Below are 21,232 nucleotides of genomic sequence, written 5' to 3'. Positions count from 1 at the left end.
GTTTGGCTTTTATATTCCTTTTTGATTTAAGGGTGATCTCGCTTATTCCAGTGCCTTAATAAGATGGCGAATTTTATCCAGTGTCTCGATGTACTCTTCGTCTAGCGTTGAGTCCGCCACCAGCCCGCCACCGCCCCAGACATGCAGCTTGCCAGCACTGGCCGCAAAGGTGCGAATAGTGATGGAGGTATCCATGCTGCCGCGTACATCTACATATCCCATACTTCCGCAATAAACGCTGCGCTGGCAGGGTTCCAGCTCGGCGATGATCTGCATGGCGCGAATTTTAGGTGCGCCGGTGATAGAGCCGCCAGGAAATGCTGCTGCCAATAGTGCCAATGGTGAAGTGTCAGGGGCTAGCTGGCCTTGTACCACGCTCACCAGGTGGTGGACGTTAGGGTAGCTTTCCAGCTGACAGAGCTGGGGAACATTAATCGTTCCGGGCAGGCATACGCGACCCAGATCGTTACGCAGAAGATCAACGATCATTACGTTTTCCGCGCGATCTTTGGTGCTATTAAGGAGCTGGTCGGCCAGGGCACGGTCTTTTTCTGACGTGGCTCCCCTGGGTCTTGTTCCTTTTATCGGGCGTGTTTCCACCGCGCCATTGCGGCTTTGGATAAAACGTTCCGGTGAAACAGACAGTACGGCCTGATCTCCCCAGGCCATGAACCCTGAAAAGGGCGTAGGCGTGGCTTTTCGCAGGCGCAGATAAGCCTGCCATTCATCGCCTTCGTAGGCTGCTGAAAAGCGTTGGGCGAGGTTGATCTGATAGCAATCGCCAGCTTTTATATAGCGCTGAACGGCTGCAAAGCGCTCGGCATAATCGCGGCGCTCAAGCTCTCCTTCAAACGCCTCGGTCAGTTTGAATGCCGTGAGTTTGGTCGGTGTCGCAAGCCACTTCAAAACCTGCTCGCGGCGCTGCTCGGTGGCTACCAGCCATGCCTTGCCAGCCACATGATCAAGGGTGATGCACCAGTCATATAGACCCAGGCGCGCCTGAGGGAGCTGAGTGACATCAGGCTGATGGGTATCTGTTAGGCGTTGGCGGCCGAGATCATAGCCCCAATAGCCGATCAAGCCGCCCATAAAGGGAAGCGTGCTATCCTCAACGTGCTGATGGGGGAGCTGTTCAAGCAGCCACTGTTGCTGGGAAAAGGTGTCGCCTGGCGGCAACGGCGGAAAATCGGGCTGCGTGGAGTTCAGCATGGGCTTGCCATCGGCGTCTACTTCAAGCATGGCCAACGGGTCGCTGCTCATAATATCAAAGCGGCCATTGGCGACAGGGCGGCCGCTATCCAGCAGTACGGCGCCAGGGCGTTGACGAAGCGTAGCAAACAAATCTAGCGGGTCAGAAGAGTAGGGCAGAGTAGAGAACGACAATGCCGTGGTCATGGAGCAAACGCCTAGCCAGTGAAAGGGCCGCTTATCTTAGAGGGCGTTGAGCAGAGGCACCAGTAGCGTAATTGACGCACTTCTCACGTTTCATGAAAGATTGTTGACATTGTTTGTAGAGCTAGACTTTTTGCCTACAACGAAAGATACAGTAAACCGCCGTATAACAGGGTTGACGGTTCAAACTCGCGGGGCTAAAGTTTCACTACTTTTTTAATTGTCGACAATTTGCCATGAGCTTACCCGAATCTTCACCTTATTCCGCTGATTCGCCGCTTGAAAGGGTGGCGCCTGAAGTGCGTACGCTCGCCGAGCGCGTATTTCATCAGCTGCAAAGCGATATTGTACGCGGCGTATTGGCGCCGGGTAGCAAGATTACCGAGCCGGGGCTCTCCAAGACCTACGGTATTTCCCGTGGACCGCTGCGTGAGGCCATGCGCCGGTTGGAGTCTCACCGGCTGATTGAGCGCGTGCCTCATGTGGGCGCTCGGGTGGTCAAGCTTTCGATGAAAGAATTGATAGAGCTGTTTGATGTACGTGAAGCGTTAGAAAGCATGGCGGCCAGGCTTGCCGCCGAGCATATGTCCGCCGAGGAAATTCAGGGCCTGCGAGATGTACTGGCCTTACATGAAGGTCAGGCTGATCTGAAACGCGGAGAGGCTTATTACCAGCGCGAAGGTGATCTCGACTTTCACTACCGGATCGTTCAGGGCAGCCACAACAAGATGCTGATGAGCCTTTTGTGTAATGACCTGTACTACCTGGTGCGCCTTTATCGCACCCAGTTCAGTGCCAGCGGGACGCGCCCACAGCGCGCCTTTGTTGAGCACCATCGCATTGTCGATGCCATTGAAGCGGGTGATGCGGAGTTGGCGGAGCTCTTGATGCGCCGCCATGTCAGTGCTTCCCGGGCCAACGTTGCAGACCGCTACGCGGCCATTCTCACCCAGCAGTCTTCCTCGCAGGTCGAGTAAAACGGCCAGTCATTATCGTTCAGGAGTCAATTACCATGTCATCATTAAGCCCGGGTGCCCGTTTCAGAGCCGCGTTAGAAGCCAACCGCCCGCTGCCCATTCTAGGCACAATCAATGCGTATACCGCACTAATGGCCGAGCGGGTGGGACATCAGGCCATTTATCTATCAGGGGGCGGGGTCGCTAACGCTTCGTTCGGCTTGCCGGATCTGGGTATGACGACGATGAACGATGTTGTTGAAGACGCCCACCGTATCTGCGGCGCGACCGAACTGCCTTTGCTGGTGGATATTGATACCGGCTGGGGCGGCGCCTTCAATATTGCCCGTACGGTGAAAGAGATGCAGCGAGCAGGCGTGGCTGCGGTGCATATGGAAGACCAGGTCGCGCAGAAACGCTGCGGCCATCGCCCCAACAAGGCGATCGTCTCCCAACAGGAAATGGTTGATCGCATCAAGGCGGCAGTGGATGCCAGGATAGATCCCGAGTTCTATTTGATTGCCCGCACCGATGCGTTTCAAAAAGAGGGCCTGGATGCGGCCATTGAGCGAGCCAATGCTTGTGTGGACGCTGGCGCTGACGCTATTTTTGCTGAAGCTGTCCATACATTGGATGATTACCGGGCTTTTTCCGAGCGGGTTAACGCACCGATTCTAGCCAACATCACCGAGTTTGGCGCGACCCCACTGTTTACCCAAGCCGAGCTTGGCGATGTCGGCTGCCGCATGGTGCTGTATCCGCTCTCAGCGTTTCGCGCCATGAATGCCGCAGCGCTTCAGGTTTATCAAAGCATTCTGAATAACGGCCACCAAAAAGATGTGGTGCCGCTAATGCAGACCCGTGATGACCTCTACGACTTTTTGAACTACCACGACTTTGAGCAGAAGCTGGATGCGCTGTTTGCTGAGAAAGGCGACGACCAGTAAGCCAGACGTCCGCTTAATGAATAAAGCTACCTAAAAATAAAAGTAGTGAAAGGAGTAATACCATGGCTGATAAACCCGTTGCAGGTGCAGGACTCCGTGGCCAGAGCGCCGGTTCCACCGCGCTGTGTACGGTAGGTAAAACAGGTTCCGGCCTGACCTACCGTGGCTTTGATATCAAGGAGCTGGCTGAAAAAGCCAAGTTTGAAGAGGTCGCTTACCTGCTGTTAAAGGGCAAGCTGCCTAACCAGGCCGAGTTGGATCACTACATCAGCAAGCTGAAAAGCCTGCGAGGCCTGCCTGATGCGTTGAAAACCGTGCTTGAGCAGATTCCGAAAGATGCGCATCCGATGGATGTAATGCGTACAGGCACCTCGATGCTGGGTAATCTTGAAACCGAGGAGAGTTTTGACCAGCAGCAGGATGTTGCCGATCGTTTGTTGGCTGTTTTGCCTTCAATTATCTGCTATTGGTACCGCTTCTCTCATGATGGCGTGCGTATCGATACCGAAACCGATGATAGCTCGGTAGGTGGTCACTTTCTCAATATGCTGCGCGGCGAGCCGGCATCTGAACTGCATGCGCGGGTAATGAACGTATCGCTGATTCTTTACGCCGAACATGAGTTTAACGCCTCCACCTTTACCGCGCGGGTGTGCGCTTCAACGCTTTCGGATATGCACTCCTGTGTGACCGGAGCGATTGGCTCGTTGCGCGGCCCGCTGCATGGTGGCGCAAATGAAGCCGCCATGGCGATGATCGAGAATTGGAAATCGCCGGAAGAAGCGGAAAGCCAGATCATGGGCATGCTGGAGCGCAAGGATAAGATCATGGGCTTTGGACACGCCATTTATCGCGAGTCTGACCCACGCAACGAGATCATCAAAGAGTGGTCCAAAAAGCTCTCTGAGGATGTCGGCGACAGTGTGCTCTATCCGGTTTCCGAGCGGGTTGAAGAGGTCATGTGGCGTGAGAAGAAGCTGTTCTGCAACGCGGATTTCTTCCACGCAAGCGCGTATCACTTCATGGATATTCCCACCAAGCTGTTCACGCCGATTTTCGTCATGTCGCGGTTAACCGGCTGGGCGGCCCATGTGTTTGAACAGCGTGCCAACAACCGCATCATCCGTCCCAGTGCGGACTACATTGGTCCCGAGAAGAGCGAGTGGGTGCCGATTGAGGCACGCAGCTAATAGAATTTCCCGGCAGCCACGGCTGCCGGTATCCGCTACTTTCCTCCGCTTGGTAATAGCCTTGCAACGCGTTATTACATAGAAGGCGCCTGCTATGAATACCCACTACCGTAAACCACTGCCTGGCACCGAGCTTGAGTTCTTTGATGCTCGCGAAGCGGTGGAGGATATAAAGCCCGGTGCTTATGCACGGCTACCTTATACCTCCCGTGTCCTGGCTGAACAGCTGGTACGCCGCTGCGATCCTGAGCTGCTCACTGCTGCCTTGAAGCAGCTCATTGAACGCAGGAGTGACCTGGATTTTCCCTGGTATCCGGCGCGCGTTGTGTGCCACGACATTTTGGGCCAGACCGCGCTGGTCGATTTGGCTGGGCTGCGTGACGCGATTGCCGAAAAGGGGGGGGACCCTGCAAAGGTCAACCCCGTGGTGCCTACCCAGCTGATTGTTGATCACTCGCTGGCCGTGGAGCACCCAGGCTTTGAAGAGGGGGCCTTTGAGAAAAACCGTGTCATTGAAGATCGACGCAACGATGACCGCTTTCACTTTATCAACTGGACCAAGACGGCATTTGAGAACGTCGATGTGATTCCGCCCGGTAACGGCATCATGCACCAGATCAATCTGGAAAAGATGTCACCGGTGGTACAAAACCGCGACGGCATTGCCTACCCGGATACCTGTGTGGGCACCGATAGCCATACGCCGATGGTGGATGCTCTGGGCGTGATCTCGGTGGGCGTGGGGGGGCTTGAGGCGGAAAGCGTGATGCTGGGTCGCGCTTCCATGATGCGCCTGCCGGATATCGTTGGCGTAGAGCTGACTGGCAAGCTACAGCCGGGCATTACTGGCACGGATATGGTGCTGGCAATTACCGAATTTCTGCGCAAAGAGCGCGTTGTAGGCGCCTATCTGGAGTTTTACGGCGAAGGGGCCGATGCGCTGACTATCGGCGATCGGGCTACCATTTCCAACATGACGCCCGAATACGGCGCTACGGCGGCGATGTTCTATATCGACGGCCAAACCATTGATTACCTGAAACTCACCGGACGTGAGGATGACCAAGTAGCACTGGTCGAAACTTACGCCAAGCACACCGGCTTGTGGGCGGATAGCTTGGCTGAGGCGGACTACGAGCGTGTACTGACCTTTGATCTCTCTTCAGTGACCCGCACTCTTGCCGGGCCTTCCAATCCCCATGCGCACCTGCCTACTTCGGAGCTTGCGGAACGGGGAATCGCCGTTGGCATGGACGGTGCTCGAGCTGAAGAGCAGGCGGGTAAAATGCCCGATGGCGCGGTGATTATTGCTGCCATCACCAGCTGCACCAACACGTCCAACCCGCGCAATATGGTGGCTGCCGGGCTGATTGCACGCAATGCGAACCGCTTGGGGCTTACCCGCAAACCCTGGGTAAAGTCGTCGCTAGCGCCGGGTTCCAAAACCGTCAAGATGTATCTGGAAGAAGCCGGGCTGATGAGCGAGCTTGAACATCTCGGCTTTGGGGTGGTGGCTTACGCCTGCACGACCTGCAACGGGATGTCCGGTGCGCTGGATCCGAAAATTGAGCAGGAAATTCTTGAGCGCGACCTCTACGCTACCGCCGTGCTTTCCGGTAACCGCAATTTCGATGGCCGGATTCATCCTCACGCCCAGCAGGCCTTTTTGGCGTCACCTCCGCTGGTGGTCGCCTATGCAATTGCAGGGACTATTCGATTTGATATTGAGAAAGACATTCTAGGGGTCGACCAAGCGGGTAATCCGGTTACCCTGAAAGACATCTGGCCTGACGATGAAGAGATCGATGCGATTGTCAAAGCGTCGGTAACGCCCGAGCAGTTCCGGCAGACCTATATCCCCATGTTTGATCTGGACAAGAGCGCTCGTACCCAGGTAAGTCCGCTGTATGACTGGCGGCCACAGAGTACCTATATCCGCCGCCCGCCGTACTGGGAGGGCACGATGGCCAAGGAGCGCACCCTCAAGGGCATGCGGCCGCTGGCCATTCTGCCGGACAATATCACAACGGACCATCTGTCACCTTCCAACGCCATTCAGCGCAGCAGCGCAGCGGGCGAGTATCTTGCCAAGATGGGCCTGCCGGAAGAGGACTTCAACTCCTACGCGACGCACCGCGGCGATCACCTCACCGCGCAACGCGCTACGTTTGCCAACCCGAAGCTGTTCAATGAAATGGTCCGCGACGCCGATGGTGTCGTGAAGCAGGGGTCGCTTGCACGGATAGAACCTGAAGGCGAAGTGACTCGTATGTGGGAGGCGATCGAAACCTATATGGCACGCAAACAGCCGCTGATCATTATTGCCGGCGCCGATTACGGCCAGGGTTCGTCTCGGGACTGGGCAGCCAAAGGCGTGGCATTGGCCGGCGTGGAGGCGATTGCCGCTGAAGGCTTCGAGCGTATTCACCGCACTAATTTGATTGGCATGGGCGTGATGCCGTTGGAGTTTGAACCGGGTACTACACGCATGACGTTAGGCCTGGATGGAACCGAAACCTACGATGTTGAAGGCGCCGTTTCGCCTGGGGCAATGCTCACTCTGGTTATTCGCCGCCGAAACGGTGACAGCGAGCGCGTCGTGATGAAGTGCCGCCTGGATACCGCCGAAGAAGTCTCCATTTATACGGCTGGCGGCGTGCTGCAACGCTTCGCTCAAGATTTCCTCGAAACATCGGCAGCCTAGATCACGCAGTCTATTGGAGTAAACCGAATGACCCACACAGCGCAAGCTATCCATGCGCCGCAAATAAAAATCCCGGCGACCTATATGCGCGGCGGTACCAGTAAGGGAGTGTTCTTTAAGCTCAGCGATCTGCCCGAAGCTGCCCAGCAGCCAGGCGCTGTGCGAGACCAGCTGTTGCTGCGAATGATGGGTAGTCCTGACCCTTATGAAAAGCAGATTGATGGTATGGGAGGCGCGACCTCAAGCACCAGCAAGGCGGTGATTCTGTCAAAAAGTGTCTCAGCGGAGCATGACGTGGACTACCTGTTTGGCCAGGTCGCCATCGATAAGCCTTATGTGGACTGGAGTGGTAACTGCGGCAATCTCTCTGCCGCGGTTGGCCCTTTTGCGATTGCCAATGGCCTGGTTGATCCGGCACGCATCCCGAAAAATGGTGTGGTCGAGGTACGTATCTGGCAGGTGAATATTCAAAAAACCATCGTTTCGCAGGTGCCTATCGTCAATGGGCACGTGCAGGAAACCGGGGACTTTGAGCTTGATGGCGTCACCTTTTCTGCAGCCGAGATTCCGGTCGCCTTTATGGACCCAGCCGACGGTGAGGGAGCAATTTTCCCGACCGGTAATCTCATTGACGAGCTTGATGTGCCGGGGGTAGGCAAGCTCAGGGCTACCCTGATCAATGCAGGTATTCCCACAGTGTTCGTCAATGCCGCTGATATTGGCTACATCGGCACTGAGCTTCAGGACGCCATCAATAGCGACATCAAGGCGCTTGCTATGTTTGAGGCCATTCGCGCTCATGGTGCTATGCGGATGGGGCTGGTCAGCCATATTGACGAGGCTGCCAGCCGTCAACATACGCCCAAGGTGGCTTTTGTGGCACCACCGGCTGATTATACGGCGTCTAGCGGTCGTAAGGTGTGTGGCGCGGATATTGATCTACTGGTGCGCGCGCTCTCCATGGGCAAGCTGCATCACGCCATGATGGGAACCGCCGCGGTAGCCATTGCAGCGGCGGCAGCCATTGAAGGGACGCTTGTCAACCTGGCAGCGAGTAGTGAAAAGCCTGGTGATGAAAAACACGGGGGTGAGAAGCGTAGCGCGGTCACATTTGGACACCCTTCCGGCAGCCTGCGAGTGGGCGCGGAAGCCAATCTGGTGGAAGGGCGGTGGCATATTGAAAAGGCGATAATGAGCCGCAGCGCGCGGGTACTGATGCAAGGGGTTGTGTGTGTACCTGGCGATAGTTTCTAGAAAACCCTTTTCTGGCCATACTGAAGAGGCAGATACACAAGGAGAGCATCATGTCAGCTGAAGCGCCTGTCACATCCGACATGAATGAACGCCCAGATTACGACCCCGAGCTCCAGATCATTGCTGACTACGTCTTGAATTACCAGGTGGAGTCTGCAGAAGCGTTAACAACCGCCCGTTACTGCCTGATGGATACGCTCGGCTGCGGACTGCTGGCGCTACGTTTTCCTGAGTGCACCAAGCACCTGGGGCCCTTGGTAGAAGGTACTGTGGTGCCTTTTGGCGCGCGGGTGCCGGGTACTTCGCTGCGCCTTGATCCGGTCAAGGCGGCGTGGGATATCGGCTGTATCATCCGCTGGCTTGATTACAACGATACCTGGCTCGCCGCTGAGTGGGGGCACCCTTCTGATAATCTTGGTGCGATACTTGCCGTGGCCGATCATCTTTCTCAACGGCGGGTTGCGCAAGGGGAAGCGCCGCTTGTCATGCGAGATGTGCTCACTGCTATGGTCATGGCTCATGAGATTCAAGGGGTGCTGGCACTTGAGAACAGTTTTAATCGTGTAGGTCTTGATCACGTGATTCTGGTAAAGGTTGCTTCGACGGCTGTGGTGGCCAGGATGATGGGCGCTAATCGCGAGCAACTGCTTTCTGCACTCTCTCATGTCTGGGTGGATGGCCAGAGCCTGCGCACCTACCGCCATGCTCCCAATGCAGGGTCACGTAAAAGCTGGGCGGCTGGCGATGCCGCGTCACGTGCCGTTCGCTTGGTTGATATTGCCTTGCGCGGTGAAATGGGAATTCCCAGTGCGCTTTCGGCTCCCCAGTGGGGGTTTTACGATGTACTCTTCAGTCATGCCAATCGGGATCTGAGTCTGAAGCCTGATGCCGAACGCCGGCTGAGCTTTCAGCGTGAGCTTGGCTCGTACGTAATGCAGAATATCTTGTTTAAAGTCGCTTTTCCGGCCGAGTTTCATGCGCAAACTGCCTGCGAAGCGGCGGTGCATTTACACCCTCAGGTAAAGGGTCGTCTAGCTGATATCAAGCGTATTGTCATTACCACGCACGACTCGGCCATTCGAATCATTTCCAAAACCGGGCCGCTTAATAACCCGGCTGATCGCGATCACTGCCTTCAATATATGGTCGCGATACCTTTGATGCTGGGTACGTTAACGGCAGAGCATTACGAAGACAGCTTTCATAACGCTAACCCGTTAATTGATCAGCTTCGAGACCGTATGGTAGTGGAAGAAGACAGCCATTATTCAGCAGCGTATTATGACCCGGACAGGCGCGCCATTGCCAATGCCGTACAGGTGTTTTTTGACGACGGTACGGCCACTGACAAGGTGGCGGTGGAGTATCCGCTAGGGCATCGTCGCCGGCGTGAGGAGAGTGTTCCGCTACTGGTCGATAAGTTTAAGCGCCATCTTGCCACTCGTTTTCCGGCTCCTCGCTGCCAGAAAATTGAGCAGCTTTGCAGCGACCAAGGCGTCCTCGAAACAACACCGGTAGATAAATTCATGGCCTTGTGGGTAATCTGACGCATCTAAACAGAGAAAACGGCAATTCAAGACAATTATTGCCCGGCGCGCAGTACACAGCGCACCGGGCAATACGTAAGAGTGGCGCTTAATCTTCAACCACTACCTGGTCACGCATGCGGTCAACGGTGGCTGCGCCAATGCCGCTGACCCGCGTTAAATCATCAATACTTTCAAACTCACCGTTGCTGTCCCGCTCTTCGATAATGGCCGCTGCCCGGCTTGGGCCAATCCCCGGCAGCTCAGCCAGGAGCTCCTCGTCGGCGGTATTGATGTTGATGGGAGCTACTTCCTGTGCCAGTACGTTACATGAGAGGCTAAGGCTAAGTAACAGGGCGGCAATCAGGCTTTTTAGCGTCATATTCATCAGGTGAACTATTCCTTCTTGTATATTAAAGATAAGTAGCACTACCGAATTATTCTTAACGGCACGCCCAGTTAACTTAACGCGTTCGCCTGCGTATTGTTGTCAGTGATATACGACACAGTTTGTAAGCGTTTAGCTACCAGTGCATGGCAAATCGCTTACAAGCAAGCCGTACGAGACTGTTATAATGCGCTTAAATGAGTATGGAGTAGTGTTGTGTCTGAATCCCCGCTAATTATCGCGCTTGATTATCCGTCCCTTGACGCGGCCCTTTGCATGGCTGACCAGCTTGATCCTGCTCGATGCCGTTTGAAAGTCGGCAAGGAGCTTTACACCCGCAGCGGCCCGGCCGTGCTGGAAGCTTTGCATGGGCGCGGGTTTGAAGTGTTTCTGGATCTTAAATTTCACGACATCCCGAATACGGTGGCGGGCGCCGTTCAGGCGGCCGCTGAGCAGGGTGTGTGGATGGTGAATGTGCACGCGGGTGGTGGCCGCAAGATGATGGAGGCGGCCGCCGAGCGTTTGGAAAAAAACGGGTTGGCCACCCATCTTATTGCGGTAACCGTTTTGACCAGCCTGCAAGAGAGCGACCTGCAGGAAGTAGGCTTGAGCTGTACTCCGGCGGAACAGGTTGAGCGTCTGGCGCGACTGACTCAGCAAAGTGGCCTGCAGGGCGTTGTCTGTTCTGCCCAGGAGGCCGCTCACCTTAAAACTATATGTGGCGACAGTTTCTTAAAGGTAACGCCGGGTATTCGCCCAAGCTTTGCCGCCGTAAACGATCAGCAGCGTATCATGACACCCAGTAAAGCTATACAGGCAGGCAGTACACACCTGGTGATTGGACGTCCGGTTACCCAGGCGGCGGACCCCATGGAAGCACTCACTGCTATAGAGGCTGAACTCGCGTAAGCGGCGTTATTCCCCTTCGACACCCGTAATGGGTTTGATGGTGCCCCAGCGCCGGCAGCTGGGGCACTGCCATGCCAGCGCATCACTGGAAAAACCGCAGCGCCTGCAGCGGTGTCGCGGGCGATCTTTTAACAGGGCTTGCGTGTGATACTTGAGCAGTAATAAGCGCGTATCAGGTGATGTTCTGCCGCTTAACCGCTGGCTTTCAACATACAGGTCAAGAAGGTAGTCCAATCCCCTGAGGCTTGGGGCTTCACGCAGCCACTCGCCCGTTCGCTCGATCGCTGTATCAACACCATCCCGTTGATGCACGAGCTCTCCCAGCATGACGATAACGCTGGTATAGGGCGCCTGATTCAATAGCCGATAGAGATGTTTTTCAAGACCTGCAATGTCATCATTGCGAACATAGGCGCGCTTTAGGGCGGGCAGCATAGTGGGAATGTGAGCGGGATCCTGTGCTGGGATATGGTCAAGACGCTCAATGGCGCGATCATAATGGCCGTTATCCATCTCGAGTTCTGTCAGTAATAGCGTTGCACGAATGCAGCGCTCATCCAGCTGTAGCGCTTTTTTAAGGTGCTTTCTAGCCAAGGCGCGACTGGACTGCTGGATCTCTTCCTGCGCCAGCTCACACAACCAATGGGAAGCAGGGCGACGCATGCCTGGATGCTGTTTGAGAAGCGGTTGAATAACATCAAAGGCGTTCTGCCACTCTTTTTCTCGCTCAAGAATATCCACTAACAGTTGTTTGGCTGCGTAGCGATACTCTTCACCTGATGACTGTTCAAGCAGTGAATGCAAAAGGCGTTGAGCGCGGTCGTGAACGCCCAGCGCCATAAAATCACGCGCGAGTTCCAGTTGAACGTTCTGATTGGTGCTACGCGATAGCGCCGGGCGGGCCAGCAGATTCTGATGGATACTGACCGCCTTGTCCGCTTCACCACGCGCGCGGAAAAGCTTGCCCAGGGCAATATGTGTATCCACCGTATCGCTATTGACATCAAGGGCGTTGATGAAGGTATTGATTGCCTCATCGGGCTGCTCGTTGAGCAGGTAATTCAACCCTATAAAATACTCTTTCGATAGAGAGGAAGAAGAGGCTGTTGGCGCTTGCCGGGATCGTCGGGTGGCATGACGAATACCTAATCCAAAACCAATGGCAATGGCCGCCAACAGCAATCCTAGCAGCATGACATCATGCATTTAGGTTAGTTCCTTAAACTCCTGAGTGCGTAACCGGTCAAGCTCTTTGCGTTGCTGTTTATTGTGGCGCTCGCTGCGTGCAAGGCGTGCCTTTAACCGTGCATACACACCCAGCATGGCCAGCATGCCGAGTATCACGCCAAAAGTCAGCGTGGCCAGAAGCCAGACAGAAAACGAAATGGCGGGCAGCTCGACCCAAATCAGATTCAAGGCAATCGTTTGCTGGTTGTTGACGGCAAACAGAATACCTATAAGTAGAACAACCAGTAAAACAACGGCTAGAATCAGCCCTTTGATCCAACGCATAAGAGTTTCCTAATCAGTTACGGTCGCAGAGTGGCCCTATTGTGTATGAGTCATGGCACGACGTCATCCCACAGACACCGATTACCGTGTTAAGGCAATTCAGGCGCCGCGCTAGTAACCCAGTGCGCGGCTGGCGTCTACCTGTTCGCGTAGCTCCTTGCCCGGCTTGAAGTGGGGCACATACTTGCCATCCAGCTCGACCGGATCACCCGTTTTCGGGTTACGGCCAGTACGGGGTTCGCGAAAGTGAAGCGAGAAGCTGCCAAAGCCACGTATTTCAACGCGCCCGCCGCTGGAAAGCGCTTCGGTCATATCGTCCAGGATAATACGCACCGCCGTTTCCACTTCCTTGGCGGATAGCTCCGGTTGACGCATCGCGATTTGTTCGATTAATTCAGATTTTGTCATCGGTTGGCTCCCTGCAAACTGTGAAGGTCGTAGCTGGCTACTGATCTCGATAATTCGATTCAGCATACTGTGCAAAACGATATTAAACAATGCAGATAAAACAAGGTACTAGACTGAATAACAGCATAGGCGAAGCTTGGCGCTGGCGCGACCCTTTAGCTTAGGTATACTGGCGCTTCATTTTCATGATTAAAGAGGCTGGCCTTGAGCGACGACACATCCCCAGCAGCCATACTGCGTAAACGTCTTTACTGGCACTCGCGGCGCGGTATGTGGGAGCTGGATCTACTGTTGATCCCGTTCCTGGAAAAACGGTTTGATACCCTCGATGAAGAAGATCGGCTTGCTTATGAGCGGCTTATCAAGGAAGAAGATCAGGATTTATTTATCTGGCTGATGCATCGTGAATGGCCTGATGACCCGGCATTGCGGCGTATTGTCAAAATGATCGTTGAACATGCAGAAAACACCGATAATTCTGCCTATCGCACTCTCTAAGTATGCAAGCCTGCTCCAGGCAGGCTTGGCGCTTGGGCTCTGTTTGCTAAGTTTCTGCGTACTAGGGAGCTGGGTAGGTAGTGGCGTAAGCATTGTGGCGGCCCTGCTGCTCTGGCGTAGCATTTACGCCCAGCCTAAAGGCGTGCTTTATCTGACAAATGCTGACAACGCCATGATTGGCCGCTGGCGGCTGCCCTATGGTGAGTTGGGAGATGAGCAGCTTGTTCGCTGTGATTATCTGGGGCCTTGGTTGGTGGGTATATGGGTGGGGCCGCAACGGTTATGGCTATGGCCTGATAGCCTGCCTCGTGATAGCCACCGCTTGCTGCGCCGTTTATGTCTCCGTGCCGGGCGTTAAGTCAGCAAGGCTTAAGCGAGAGGCTGTAGCGTGGGGCTGATGTGCAGGCCAGTCGGTTGAGAAGTGCAGGCCGCGTGACTCATGCCGTCTCATGGCAGCTGTCACGGTTAGCTGGGCCAATCTGAGCATTTGGTGAAGCTGTATTCCTTCAAGCTGATTCTGGCTGCCTTCAAGGCTTTCCAGACGTGCCAATAGCTTGATTAGCTGCTGTTGAGCAATGGTTAACCCGGCGTTGCTGCGTACAATTGAAACATGTTGACTCATTATGCCACGCAGGCGATTACGTAGCTCGGCGAAAACAGCCTGTTGATCAGCCGGCGTTGGGCGGATAGGGCGTTGGGTTAATGAAAACGCCGTTTCTGACCCTTCATGAGCTATTTGTTTGCACAGCGCGCCTGCACAGCTACGCGCATATACCAGACACTCCAATAGCGAATTGCTCGCCATTCGGTTGGCGCCGTGCAAGCCAGTACAGGCGACTTCACCAATCGCATAAAGGCCCGATACGCGAGTAGCTCCCCGCTCATCCGTTGCCACACCGCCGCAGCTGTAGTGTGCGGCCGGTACCACCGGAATGGGCTGTTGCGTGATATCTATCCCTCGGGAGAGACAGTGGGCATGAATGGTTGGAAAGTGATGATGAATGGCGCACTCACCCAGATGGCGAATATCCAGCCACACATGACCCTGGTGTCCCTGCTGTATCTGAAAATCGATAGCCCGGGCAACCACATCGCGGGGAGCAAGTTCAGCCCGAGGGTCAAGTGCGAGCATAAACCGTTCGCCCGCCTCATTAAGTAAGTAACCGCCTTCGCCGCGTACTGCTTCACTGATTAAAAAGGCCGGGCCATCAGGGTCATACAGGCTGGTGGGGTGAAATTGTTGAAACTCCAGGTTCATTAATTGGGCGCCCAGCTCAGCGGCCAGCATCATGCCTTCCCCGTTGTTGGGGGAGGGTGTCGTGGTGTGCCGATAAAGGCCGCTGGCCCCGCCTGTCGCCAATACGGTGTTAAGTGCTGGCAGCGTCTGCCACTGGTGTTGCTCGTCAACCCCATAGGCACCTCGACAGCGCCCCTCGTTGTCTTGCAATAATCCGAGAATGGTAAGGTCGCTGCGCTGGCAAATATTGGGATGCAAGGCCACTTTGCGCATCAGCGTATCCACCACTGCGCGTCCGGTTGCGTCATCGGCATGAATAATACGCCGCGCGTTATGCCCCCCTTCGCGAGTCAGGTGGTAGGGGTAGCGCGCATCGGCAGCAGTATCCGGTGTGAAAGGGACGCCGTTGTCGATTAACCATTGAATAGCGGCGGGGCCGTGGTTCACGGTAAAGCGAACGGCCAGCTCATCGCACAGGCCATCGCCCGCCACCAGGGTATCTTGAACGTGCGCTTCTAGGCTGTCATCCGGGGAGAGTACGGCGGCAATACCGCCCTGGGCCCATATGCTGGCGCCCTTGTCATCTTGCAGAGGACGTACCAGTGTCACCGATAGATGATTGGCTGCTTCAAGAGCAAGGGTCAGCCCTGCGACACCGCCGCCAATAACTAGAATATCGGTTGTTGGCGTGCTCATGCGCGCTCCTTTTTCTTGTTATCAGGCAGTTAGTACTTGGTAATATACAGACGTAAGAAAGACCGCGGCGATCTAAGTGATCTCGCAGATAATAAAAAAAAGAAGAGATAATCTAAACAATGGTGCCCGGAGCCGGACTTGAACCGGCACGGAGTTACCTCCGAGAGATTTTAAGTCTCTTGCGTCTACCAATTTCGCCATCCGGGCAGTGCAGCTTGGAGGAACGTTGCACACTACATAAAATGGAGGCTGGAGTCGGAATCGAACCGGCGTACACGGAGTTGCAGTCCGCTGCATAACCACTCTGCCATCCAGCCTTAAAAGTCGTTGGAGCGGGAAAAGAGATTCGAACTCTCGACCCTCGCCTTGGCAAGGCGATGCTCTACCACTGAGCTATTCCCGCTCGACTCGAGGGCGAATTATACGCATCGTTTCGAGGTTGTCAATCAACAATGTCGTAAACATCACATCCAATTAATCAATTGCTTACATGGAGCGGCTTAGGTGCGGCCAGGCTGCCTTCAAATATTGAATCATTGACCAGAGCGTCAAGGTCGCCGCTACGTAAAGCACCACAACGCCAAGCAGCGCAATTTCGTGAGTCGGTGGCAAGGCTAAGAGAATAAGCAAGGCGATCATTTGAAGCGTGGTTTTAAGCTTGCCTATCCAGGACACCGCAACTAAACCGCGCTTGCCCATTTCGGCCATCCATTCACGCAGAGCGGAAATCACAATTTCGCGACCGATAATAACCAAGGCAGGCAAGGTTAATACCAATGTGTCGTAACGCTCGATGAGCAGGGCCAGCGCAACCGCCACCATTAGCTTGTCAGCCACCGGGTCCAAAAATGCGCCAAAGGGAGTTGACTGATTCCAGCGGCGGGCCAGGTAACCATCCAGCCAGTCGGTTACTGAAGCCAGAGCAAAAAGGGCAGCGGCAAGCGGCATGCTCCAGCTAAACGGCAGGTAAAACAGCACGACAAGCAGAGGAATAAAGGCAACTCTTGCCAGCGTAAGTAGGTTGGGTATATTCATCGCGAGCGGCGATCCTTACCGGAGAGTCATAAGATTCGAAATGTAGTGGGGTTATTCTATCCCCCTTGGCGAGCAGCATCCATGCCCAAAGCGGGTTTATCCGTTAAGGGCCAGGTAAATACTCTCTGCAAGCGCAGCGTTGATGCCTGGCACACGCTCCAGTTCCGCGCGGCTTGCCTTTTGTACCCCCTGCAGGCCGCCAAAAAAGCGTAAGAGTTCACGGCGCCGTTTAGGGCCGATGCCGGGAATTTCCTGTAGGGTGGAAGTGCGTCTGGCTTTATCACGCTGCGCCCGGTGGCCGGCAATGGCAAAGCGGTGTGATTCATCTCGAATGTGTTGAATTAGGTGCAGGGCGGGGGAGGCCGGGTCTAATGGCAGCGGGTTGTCGGAAGTTTCCAGAAATAACGTTTCAAGGCCTGCCTTGCGTGTTGTGCCTTTGGCGACGCCCAGCAGCAGAATGCCGGTAATCGCCAATTCATTAAGTACCTCGCGAGCCATGTTGAGTTGGCCCTTGCCACCGTCAACAATCAAGATGTCGGGCGCAATCGCCTCACCGCTCTTGACGCGTTTTAGCCTTCGCATAAGCGCTTGCTGCATGGCCGCATAATCATCACCCGCAGCCACCCCTTCGATACGAAAATGCCGATAGTCACTTTTTCGAGGACCCTGATGGTCAAACACAACGCATGAAGCGACCGTGGCCTCGCCGTGGCTGTGGCTAATGTCAAAACACTCAAGCCGCTCAGGGATCGTCTCAAGGCCCAACGCTTTTTGAAGCGCTACAAAGCGTTGGTTAAGCTGGGTATGATTGGCCAACTGAGAAGCCAGCTGTTGCTCGGCATTGGTCATGGCAAGCTGCTGCCACTGAGCGCGATAGCCTCGCACCTGGCTGGTAACCCGGATACGCTTGCCCGCCTGTTCAGTCAGAGCGTCGGCAATCAGCTCGCTGTCATCCAGCGTGTGACTGGTGATCACTTCGCTTGGAATGTTATGCGGCTGGCCAAAATAGTATTGGCTGACGACTTCTGTCAGCAGGGCTTCCGGCGTCAAATCCAGACCGTTTTTAGGTGCGTGGTGTCGGGCACCCAGCATGCGGCCATCGCGAACGCTTAATATCGAAACGCCCATGGCGCCGGGGCGCTGGGCCAGGGCGAAAATGTCGGCATCACCACTGTCATTATCCACGAACTGGCGCTGCTGGAGTTGGCGCAACTGCTGTATCTGGTCGCGAAGGCGGGCGGCTTCTTCAAAATCCAGATTCTGGCTTGCCGCTTCCATCGCCTCAGTGAGCGCTTGGGTAACATGCTCGCTCTTGCCTTCCAGGCACATTACCGCATGCTCTACGTCGAGCCGGTAATCCTCCTCGGTAATATAATCCACACAAGGAGCGCTGCAGCGCTGAATCTGGTGCTGCAAGCATGGCCGTGAACGGTGGGAAAACACGCTATCTTCGCAGTTGCGGATACGAAAGATCTTCTGCATGAGCGAGAGGCTTTCGCGCACTGCGCCACTGCTTGGATAAGGCCCCAGGTAGCGGCCGTCATCGCGGCGCTGTCGGGCGCGCTTGTACTCAAGCTTGGGGTAGGGGTGCCGGTCAGTCACGAAGACAAACGGGTAAGACTTGTCGTCTCGTAACAGGATGTTGTAGGGCGGGCGTAATTCCTTGATAAGCGTCTGCTCAAGCAGAAGCGCTTCGGTTTCGCTGCGGGTTACTGTGATCTGTATATCCGCAATCCGCGCTACCATGGCTTGTGTCTTGGTATTCAACTGGCCACGAAAATAGCTGGCAAGGCGTGCTTTCAGGCGCTTCGCTTTGCCCACATAAAGGGTGTTGCTATGTTCATCAAGCATCCGGTAAACACCGGGGGAGGTGCTTACCGTGCTTAAAAACTGCTTTGCATTAAATGTCATTGCACCGTATCAAGCGCCGTGGAGTGGCTAAGGATGTTAGGTTCAACCCTGGCTGCCGTCAAAGCCTTCGACCAGCCCGTGACGCAGCGCCAGATGAGTAAGTTCGACATCGGTCGCTACCTGAAGTTTATCAAACAACCGATAACGATAGGTGTTAACAGTTTTAGGGCTCAAATGCAGGCGGTCAGAAATATCCTGAACGCGTTGGCAGTTGACGATCATCAGGGCAATTTGCAGTTCACGATGAGAAAGATGGCTAAACGGGTTATCTTCATTGGTGAAATGGGCCAGTGCCAGGCGCTGGGCGATTTCCTGGCTAACATAACGTCGGCCGTGGAAAACCTGGCGAATTGCTTCGGTCATTTCAGCTGCATTAGCACCTTTACTCAAAAAGCCTGAGGCACCCGCCTCTAGCATACGTCGCAGCACGCTATCTTCCATGTGCGCAGTTAAAATCAGTACTTTAATATCTACCATGGTGCGGTGAATGCGACGGGTGGCTTCCAACCCGCCAATGCCCGGCATTCGGATGTCCATCAGCACAATATCAGGCTTTAAATGACGGCACTGGGTAACAGCGCTTTCGCCGTCGTCGACCTCGCCGATGATTTTTATATCACTTTCTTCGTTTAGCAGGTGAGCAATACTGGTTCTCACCAGGTGGTGATCATCGGCGATTAGAACGTTGATCAATGGACTGGCTCCTGCGTGAAAACATAATGGGCTCAGGCGATTGCCGTTGGCGCTAACCCATAGAGTGCCACAACTGACAATAAAGGAGAATTAGTAAACACTTATTTGGATAGAACATTGACCACAGGTCAAATTCATAATAGTATTCGCCTCGCTGTCGACAAAGACAGGCAAGGGGCCTTAGCTCAGCTGGGAGAGCGCAACACTGGCAGTGTTGAGGTCAGCGGTTCGATCCCGCTAGGCTCCACCAAGTTTAAACGAAAAGCCTCGCTACAAGTAGCGAGGCTTTTTTGTGCCTGTATCTTTCGGGTTGAATCGTTGAGTTTAGCCGCCAGTCAGGTTTGCCTGGCGGCTAAAAGGTCAACCAAGCCGTATGCGTAGGCTATTTCTCATTGATGCGGCCAAGCAGGAGAAACTCGATCAGCGCCTTTTGAGCGTGCAGGCGGTTGCCAGCTTCCTGCCATACGACGGCGCGCGGGTCGTCGAGCAGGGTATGGCTGATTTCTTCACCGCGGTGGGCAGGCAGGCAGTGCAGGAACAGTACATCGCTTTTTGCCTTATCCAGCATGGCTTCGCTTACCTGGAAGCCTGCAAAGTCCGCTTCGCGCTTAGCCTGCTCCTCTTCTTGGCCCATGGAGGCCCAGACATCCGTTGTAATCAGGTCAACATCCTGCACGGCGGCCTGCGGGTCGTGAAGCAGCGTCACGCGGTCGCCGGCGGCGGCCAGAATATCTTCACGTGGCTCGTATCCTTTGGGGCAGCAGATACGCAAATTAAAATCAAACTGGCGTGCGGCGTTGATCCAGGAGTGACACATGTTATTGCCATCGCCAATCCAGACCGCCGTGCGACCTTTTACGCTACCACGCAGCTCAGTCCATGTCATGACATCGGCTAGCAACTGGCAGGGGTGGTAGTCATCGCTCAAGGCGTTGATCACAGGGACGCTGCTGGCGCTTGCATAGGTCTCGAGCCCGGCGTGCGAAAACGTGCGGATCATGACCGCATCAACCATCTCGGAAAGCACACGTGCGGTGTCTTCGATAGGCTCGCCACGGCCCAGTTGGGTATCTCGCGGAGATAGGAACAGGGCGTGCCCGCCAAATTGAGCCATGCCGGTTTCAAAGGAGACGCGGGTACGTGTGGATGACTTTTCAAAAATCATGGCCAGCGTGCGGTTGGGCAGCGGTGTGTAAACCGGACCCTGAGCTTTCAGGTCCGTTTTGATTTTAATGGCACGCTGAATCAGATAATCCAGTTCATCGGGCGTCAAATCCAGCAGGGTAAGGAAATGGCGTGTCGCCATGGTTGCTTCTCTCCGCACAAAAACACCATCCTAGCGAGGCAGCGGGGGATGCGCAACGCAAGCTGCATGCGTAGAATGGCGTTTAAAGATGAAGGCCGAGTAGCGCACTCAGGTATTGGTGGCGAGATAATCGGCCCGGGTAAGCGGTCGTTCAGATCGGGCGTATACTCTTCTTTATCGTATTAATTCTTTACTCAAGGAGTACTCACATGAGCACAACAGCCGAAAACATTCAGCGTCAAATTGGCGAAAACCCCATTTTGATTTACATGAAAGGCACGCCTCAGCTGCCTCAGTGCGGCTTCTCAGCCCAGACGGTCCAGGCCCTGATGAGCTGTGGTGAGCGTTTTGCCTTCGTCAACGTTCTGGACAATCCTGATATTCGCGCTGAACTGCCCAAAATTGCTAACTGGCCGACCTTCCCACAGCTGTGGGTGGAAGGTGAACTGGTCGGCGGCTGCGATATCGTCATGGAAATGCACCAAAATGGCGAACTTGAGAAGCTGGTTAAAGAAGCCGCTCAGCGTGCCAGTGCAGAACAGGGCGACGATAACGCCTGACAGCAGTGCCCGGGCTTTCGGTCCGGGCGGTTGGCGGGCTGCAGCGTAACCGCTAGAATGGTGTTTTATCATGCATTGCGGGCACTTGGTGTTGAAGTAATGCACTACCA

Annotated in this window: 20 protein-coding genes and 4 tRNA genes; 11 read left to right on the top strand and 13 right to left on the bottom strand. The window is 54.8% G+C overall.

Translation table 11 applies throughout. The features are described from left to right. Window positions 1-42: 42 nt before the first annotated feature. The gene (pabB, locus tag ELY38_RS14485) at window positions 43-1,395 is read right to left on the bottom strand and encodes an aminodeoxychorismate synthase component I (RefSeq protein ID WP_127062956.1); all 1,353 of its coding nucleotides are present in this window, start codon (window positions 1,393-1,395) and stop codon (window positions 43-45) included. A 233-nt stretch (window positions 1,396-1,628) separates the two neighbouring features. Here pabB and ELY38_RS14480 point away from each other — a divergent pair, with 233 nt between their 5' ends. The 6 genes from ELY38_RS14480 (at window position 1,629) to prpD (ending at window position 9,990) form a co-directional block, all read left to right on the top strand. Continuing rightward, a complete protein-coding gene (locus tag ELY38_RS14480) occupies window positions 1,629-2,369 on the top strand; it encodes a GntR family transcriptional regulator (protein WP_127062955.1) in 741 nt (246 codons plus the stop codon). Window positions 2,370-2,404: 35 nt separating this feature from the next. Further along, window positions 2,405-3,295 (top strand): methylisocitrate lyase, encoded by an 891-nt coding sequence (gene prpB, locus ELY38_RS14475; protein ID WP_127062954.1) that lies wholly within the window; start codon window positions 2,405-2,407, stop codon window positions 3,293-3,295. Between the two features lie 62 nt (window positions 3,296-3,357). Continuing rightward, entirely contained in the window at window positions 3,358-4,485 is a 1,128-nt protein-coding gene (prpC, locus tag ELY38_RS14470) for a bifunctional 2-methylcitrate synthase/citrate synthase (RefSeq protein WP_127062953.1), read from the top strand. A gap of 94 nt (window positions 4,486-4,579) precedes the next feature. Next, window positions 4,580-7,189, top strand: coding sequence for a Fe/S-dependent 2-methylisocitrate dehydratase AcnD (acnD, locus tag ELY38_RS14465; protein ID WP_127062952.1), 2,610 nt, complete (start codon window positions 4,580-4,582; stop codon window positions 7,187-7,189). Window positions 7,190-7,216: 27 nt separating this feature from the next. Beyond that, window positions 7,217-8,443 carry a 2-methylaconitate cis-trans isomerase PrpF gene (gene prpF / locus ELY38_RS14460; RefSeq protein WP_127062951.1) on the top strand — a complete coding sequence of 409 codons (1,227 nt, stop codon included), beginning with the start codon at window positions 7,217-7,219 and terminating at the stop codon, window positions 8,441-8,443. Between the two features lie 50 nt (window positions 8,444-8,493). Further along, window positions 8,494-9,990, top strand: a complete 1,497-nt coding sequence (gene prpD / locus ELY38_RS14455) for a 2-methylcitrate dehydratase (protein WP_127062950.1) — start codon at window positions 8,494-8,496, stop codon at window positions 9,988-9,990. Window positions 9,991-10,078: 88 nt separating this feature from the next. On the opposite strand, the gene ELY38_RS14450 is transcribed toward prpD, so the two are convergent. After that, on the bottom strand, window positions 10,079-10,357 hold the full coding sequence (locus ELY38_RS14450; RefSeq protein WP_127062949.1) for a ComEA family DNA-binding protein: 279 nt from the start codon (window positions 10,355-10,357) through the stop codon (window positions 10,079-10,081). 216 nt (window positions 10,358-10,573) lie between these two features. Between ELY38_RS14450 and pyrF the strand changes: the two genes are divergently transcribed. Next, a complete protein-coding gene (pyrF, locus tag ELY38_RS14445) occupies window positions 10,574-11,266 on the top strand; it encodes an orotidine-5'-phosphate decarboxylase (protein WP_127062948.1) in 693 nt (230 codons plus the stop codon). A 6-nt stretch (window positions 11,267-11,272) separates the two neighbouring features. Here pyrF and lapB read toward each other — a convergent pair whose 3' ends face one another. The 3 genes from lapB to ELY38_RS14430 form a co-directional block, all read right to left on the bottom strand. Continuing rightward, the gene (gene lapB, locus ELY38_RS14440) at window positions 11,273-12,472 is read right to left on the bottom strand and encodes a lipopolysaccharide assembly protein LapB (protein WP_127062947.1); all 1,200 of its coding nucleotides are present in this window, start codon (window positions 12,470-12,472) and stop codon (window positions 11,273-11,275) included. Then, window positions 12,473-12,778, bottom strand: coding sequence for a lipopolysaccharide assembly protein LapA domain-containing protein (locus ELY38_RS14435; RefSeq protein WP_127062946.1), 306 nt, complete (start codon window positions 12,776-12,778; stop codon window positions 12,473-12,475). Between the two features lie 111 nt (window positions 12,779-12,889). Beyond that, window positions 12,890-13,186, bottom strand: coding sequence for an integration host factor subunit beta (locus tag ELY38_RS14430; protein WP_106376073.1), 297 nt, complete (start codon window positions 13,184-13,186; stop codon window positions 12,890-12,892). A gap of 204 nt (window positions 13,187-13,390) precedes the next feature. Between ELY38_RS14430 and ELY38_RS14425 the strand changes: the two genes are divergently transcribed. Further along, window positions 13,391-13,684 (top strand): FAD assembly factor SdhE, encoded by a 294-nt coding sequence (locus ELY38_RS14425; RefSeq protein ID WP_127062945.1) that lies wholly within the window; start codon window positions 13,391-13,393, stop codon window positions 13,682-13,684. Continuing rightward, window positions 13,644-14,042 carry a hypothetical protein gene (locus ELY38_RS14420; protein ID WP_246009154.1) on the top strand — a complete coding sequence of 133 codons (399 nt, stop codon included), beginning with the start codon at window positions 13,644-13,646 and terminating at the stop codon, window positions 14,040-14,042. Before ELY38_RS14425 ends, ELY38_RS14420 begins: the two co-directional genes overlap by 41 nt. On the opposite strand, the gene nadB is transcribed toward ELY38_RS14420, so the two are convergent. The 7 genes from nadB to uvrY all read right to left on the bottom strand — a co-directional run bounded on the left by nadB (window position 14,019) and on the right by uvrY (window position 19,256). Beyond that, window positions 14,019-15,617 carry an L-aspartate oxidase gene (gene nadB, locus ELY38_RS14415; RefSeq protein WP_127062944.1) on the bottom strand — a complete coding sequence of 533 codons (1,599 nt, stop codon included), beginning with the start codon at window positions 15,615-15,617 and terminating at the stop codon, window positions 14,019-14,021. The genes ELY38_RS14420 and nadB overlap by 24 nt on opposite strands. Before the next feature lie 120 nt (window positions 15,618-15,737). Then, window positions 15,738-15,824: transfer RNA gene (locus tag ELY38_RS14410), tRNA-Leu, on the bottom strand. Between the two features lie 36 nt (window positions 15,825-15,860). Next, window positions 15,861-15,934: transfer RNA gene (locus ELY38_RS14405), tRNA-Cys, on the bottom strand. Between the two features lie 11 nt (window positions 15,935-15,945). Further along, a tRNA-Gly gene (locus tag ELY38_RS14400) sits at window positions 15,946-16,020 on the bottom strand. An 83-nt stretch (window positions 16,021-16,103) separates the two neighbouring features. Then, window positions 16,104-16,652: a CDP-diacylglycerol--glycerol-3-phosphate 3-phosphatidyltransferase gene (pgsA, locus tag ELY38_RS14395; RefSeq protein WP_127062943.1), complete on the bottom strand. Its 549-nt coding sequence runs from the start codon at window positions 16,650-16,652 to the stop codon at window positions 16,104-16,106. 96 nt (window positions 16,653-16,748) lie between these two features. Continuing rightward, complete coding sequence (gene uvrC, locus ELY38_RS14390; protein WP_127062942.1) at window positions 16,749-18,563, bottom strand: excinuclease ABC subunit UvrC; 1,815 nt, start codon at window positions 18,561-18,563, stop codon at window positions 16,749-16,751. Between the two features lie 42 nt (window positions 18,564-18,605). Further along, window positions 18,606-19,256, bottom strand: coding sequence for a UvrY/SirA/GacA family response regulator transcription factor (uvrY, locus tag ELY38_RS14385; RefSeq protein WP_126951965.1), 651 nt, complete (start codon window positions 19,254-19,256; stop codon window positions 18,606-18,608). Between the two features lie 174 nt (window positions 19,257-19,430). Between uvrY and ELY38_RS14380 the strand changes: the two genes are divergently transcribed. Beyond that, window positions 19,431-19,506: transfer RNA gene (locus ELY38_RS14380), tRNA-Ala, on the top strand. 132 nt (window positions 19,507-19,638) lie between these two features. On the opposite strand, the gene argF is transcribed toward ELY38_RS14380, so the two are convergent. Then, window positions 19,639-20,562 carry an ornithine carbamoyltransferase gene (gene argF, locus ELY38_RS14375; RefSeq protein ID WP_127062941.1) on the bottom strand — a complete coding sequence of 308 codons (924 nt, stop codon included), beginning with the start codon at window positions 20,560-20,562 and terminating at the stop codon, window positions 19,639-19,641. A gap of 209 nt (window positions 20,563-20,771) precedes the next feature. Between argF and grxD the strand changes: the two genes are divergently transcribed. Beyond that, a complete protein-coding gene (gene grxD, locus ELY38_RS14370) occupies window positions 20,772-21,122 on the top strand; it encodes a Grx4 family monothiol glutaredoxin (RefSeq protein ID WP_127062940.1) in 351 nt (116 codons plus the stop codon). The last annotated feature ends 110 nt before the right edge of the window (window positions 21,123-21,232 follow it).

Origin of the sequence: Vreelandella nanhaiensis (assembly GCF_003990185.1) — a bacterium.
Taxonomy (GTDB): Bacteria; Pseudomonadota; Gammaproteobacteria; order Pseudomonadales; family Halomonadaceae; genus Vreelandella; species Vreelandella nanhaiensis.
The sequence above is the reverse complement of the archived record's forward strand: the minus strand, read 5'-3'. Positions and strand labels throughout refer to the sequence as shown.

What these genes read in the sequence shown, in the direction of transcription:
- ELY38_RS14480 (WP_127062955.1), top strand. Translation starts at nt 1,629, where the DNA reads ATGAGCTTACCCGAATCTTCACCTTATTCCGCTGATTCGCCGCTTGAA.
- ELY38_RS14420 (WP_246009154.1), top strand. Translation starts at nt 13,644, where the DNA reads ATGCAGAAAACACCGATAATTCTGCCTATCGCACTCTCTAAGTATGCA.
- pabB (WP_127062956.1), bottom strand. Translation starts at nt 1,395, where the DNA reads ATGACCACGGCATTGTCGTTCTCTACTCTGCCCTACTCTTCTGACCCG.
- grxD (WP_127062940.1), top strand. Translation starts at nt 20,772, where the DNA reads ATGAGCACAACAGCCGAAAACATTCAGCGTCAAATTGGCGAAAACCCC.
- argF (WP_127062941.1), bottom strand. Translation starts at nt 20,562, where the DNA reads ATGGCGACACGCCATTTCCTTACCCTGCTGGATTTGACGCCCGATGAA.
- uvrC (WP_127062942.1), bottom strand. Translation starts at nt 18,563, where the DNA reads ATGACATTTAATGCAAAGCAGTTTTTAAGCACGGTAAGCACCTCCCCC.
- nadB (WP_127062944.1), bottom strand. Translation starts at nt 15,617, where the DNA reads ATGAGCACGCCAACAACCGATATTCTAGTTATTGGCGGCGGTGTCGCA.
- acnD (WP_127062952.1), top strand. Translation starts at nt 4,580, where the DNA reads ATGAATACCCACTACCGTAAACCACTGCCTGGCACCGAGCTTGAGTTC.
- ELY38_RS14450 (WP_127062949.1), bottom strand. Translation starts at nt 10,357, where the DNA reads ATGAATATGACGCTAAAAAGCCTGATTGCCGCCCTGTTACTTAGCCTT.
- ELY38_RS14435 (WP_127062946.1), bottom strand. Translation starts at nt 12,778, where the DNA reads ATGCGTTGGATCAAAGGGCTGATTCTAGCCGTTGTTTTACTGGTTGTT.
- pgsA (WP_127062943.1), bottom strand. Translation starts at nt 16,652, where the DNA reads ATGAATATACCCAACCTACTTACGCTGGCAAGAGTTGCCTTTATTCCT.
- prpD (WP_127062950.1), top strand. Translation starts at nt 8,494, where the DNA reads ATGTCAGCTGAAGCGCCTGTCACATCCGACATGAATGAACGCCCAGAT.
- prpF (WP_127062951.1), top strand. Translation starts at nt 7,217, where the DNA reads ATGACCCACACAGCGCAAGCTATCCATGCGCCGCAAATAAAAATCCCG.
- prpC (WP_127062953.1), top strand. Translation starts at nt 3,358, where the DNA reads ATGGCTGATAAACCCGTTGCAGGTGCAGGACTCCGTGGCCAGAGCGCC.
- lapB (WP_127062947.1), bottom strand. Translation starts at nt 12,472, where the DNA reads ATGCATGATGTCATGCTGCTAGGATTGCTGTTGGCGGCCATTGCCATT.
- prpB (WP_127062954.1), top strand. Translation starts at nt 2,405, where the DNA reads ATGTCATCATTAAGCCCGGGTGCCCGTTTCAGAGCCGCGTTAGAAGCC.
- ELY38_RS14430 (WP_106376073.1), bottom strand. Translation starts at nt 13,186, where the DNA reads ATGACAAAATCTGAATTAATCGAACAAATCGCGATGCGTCAACCGGAG.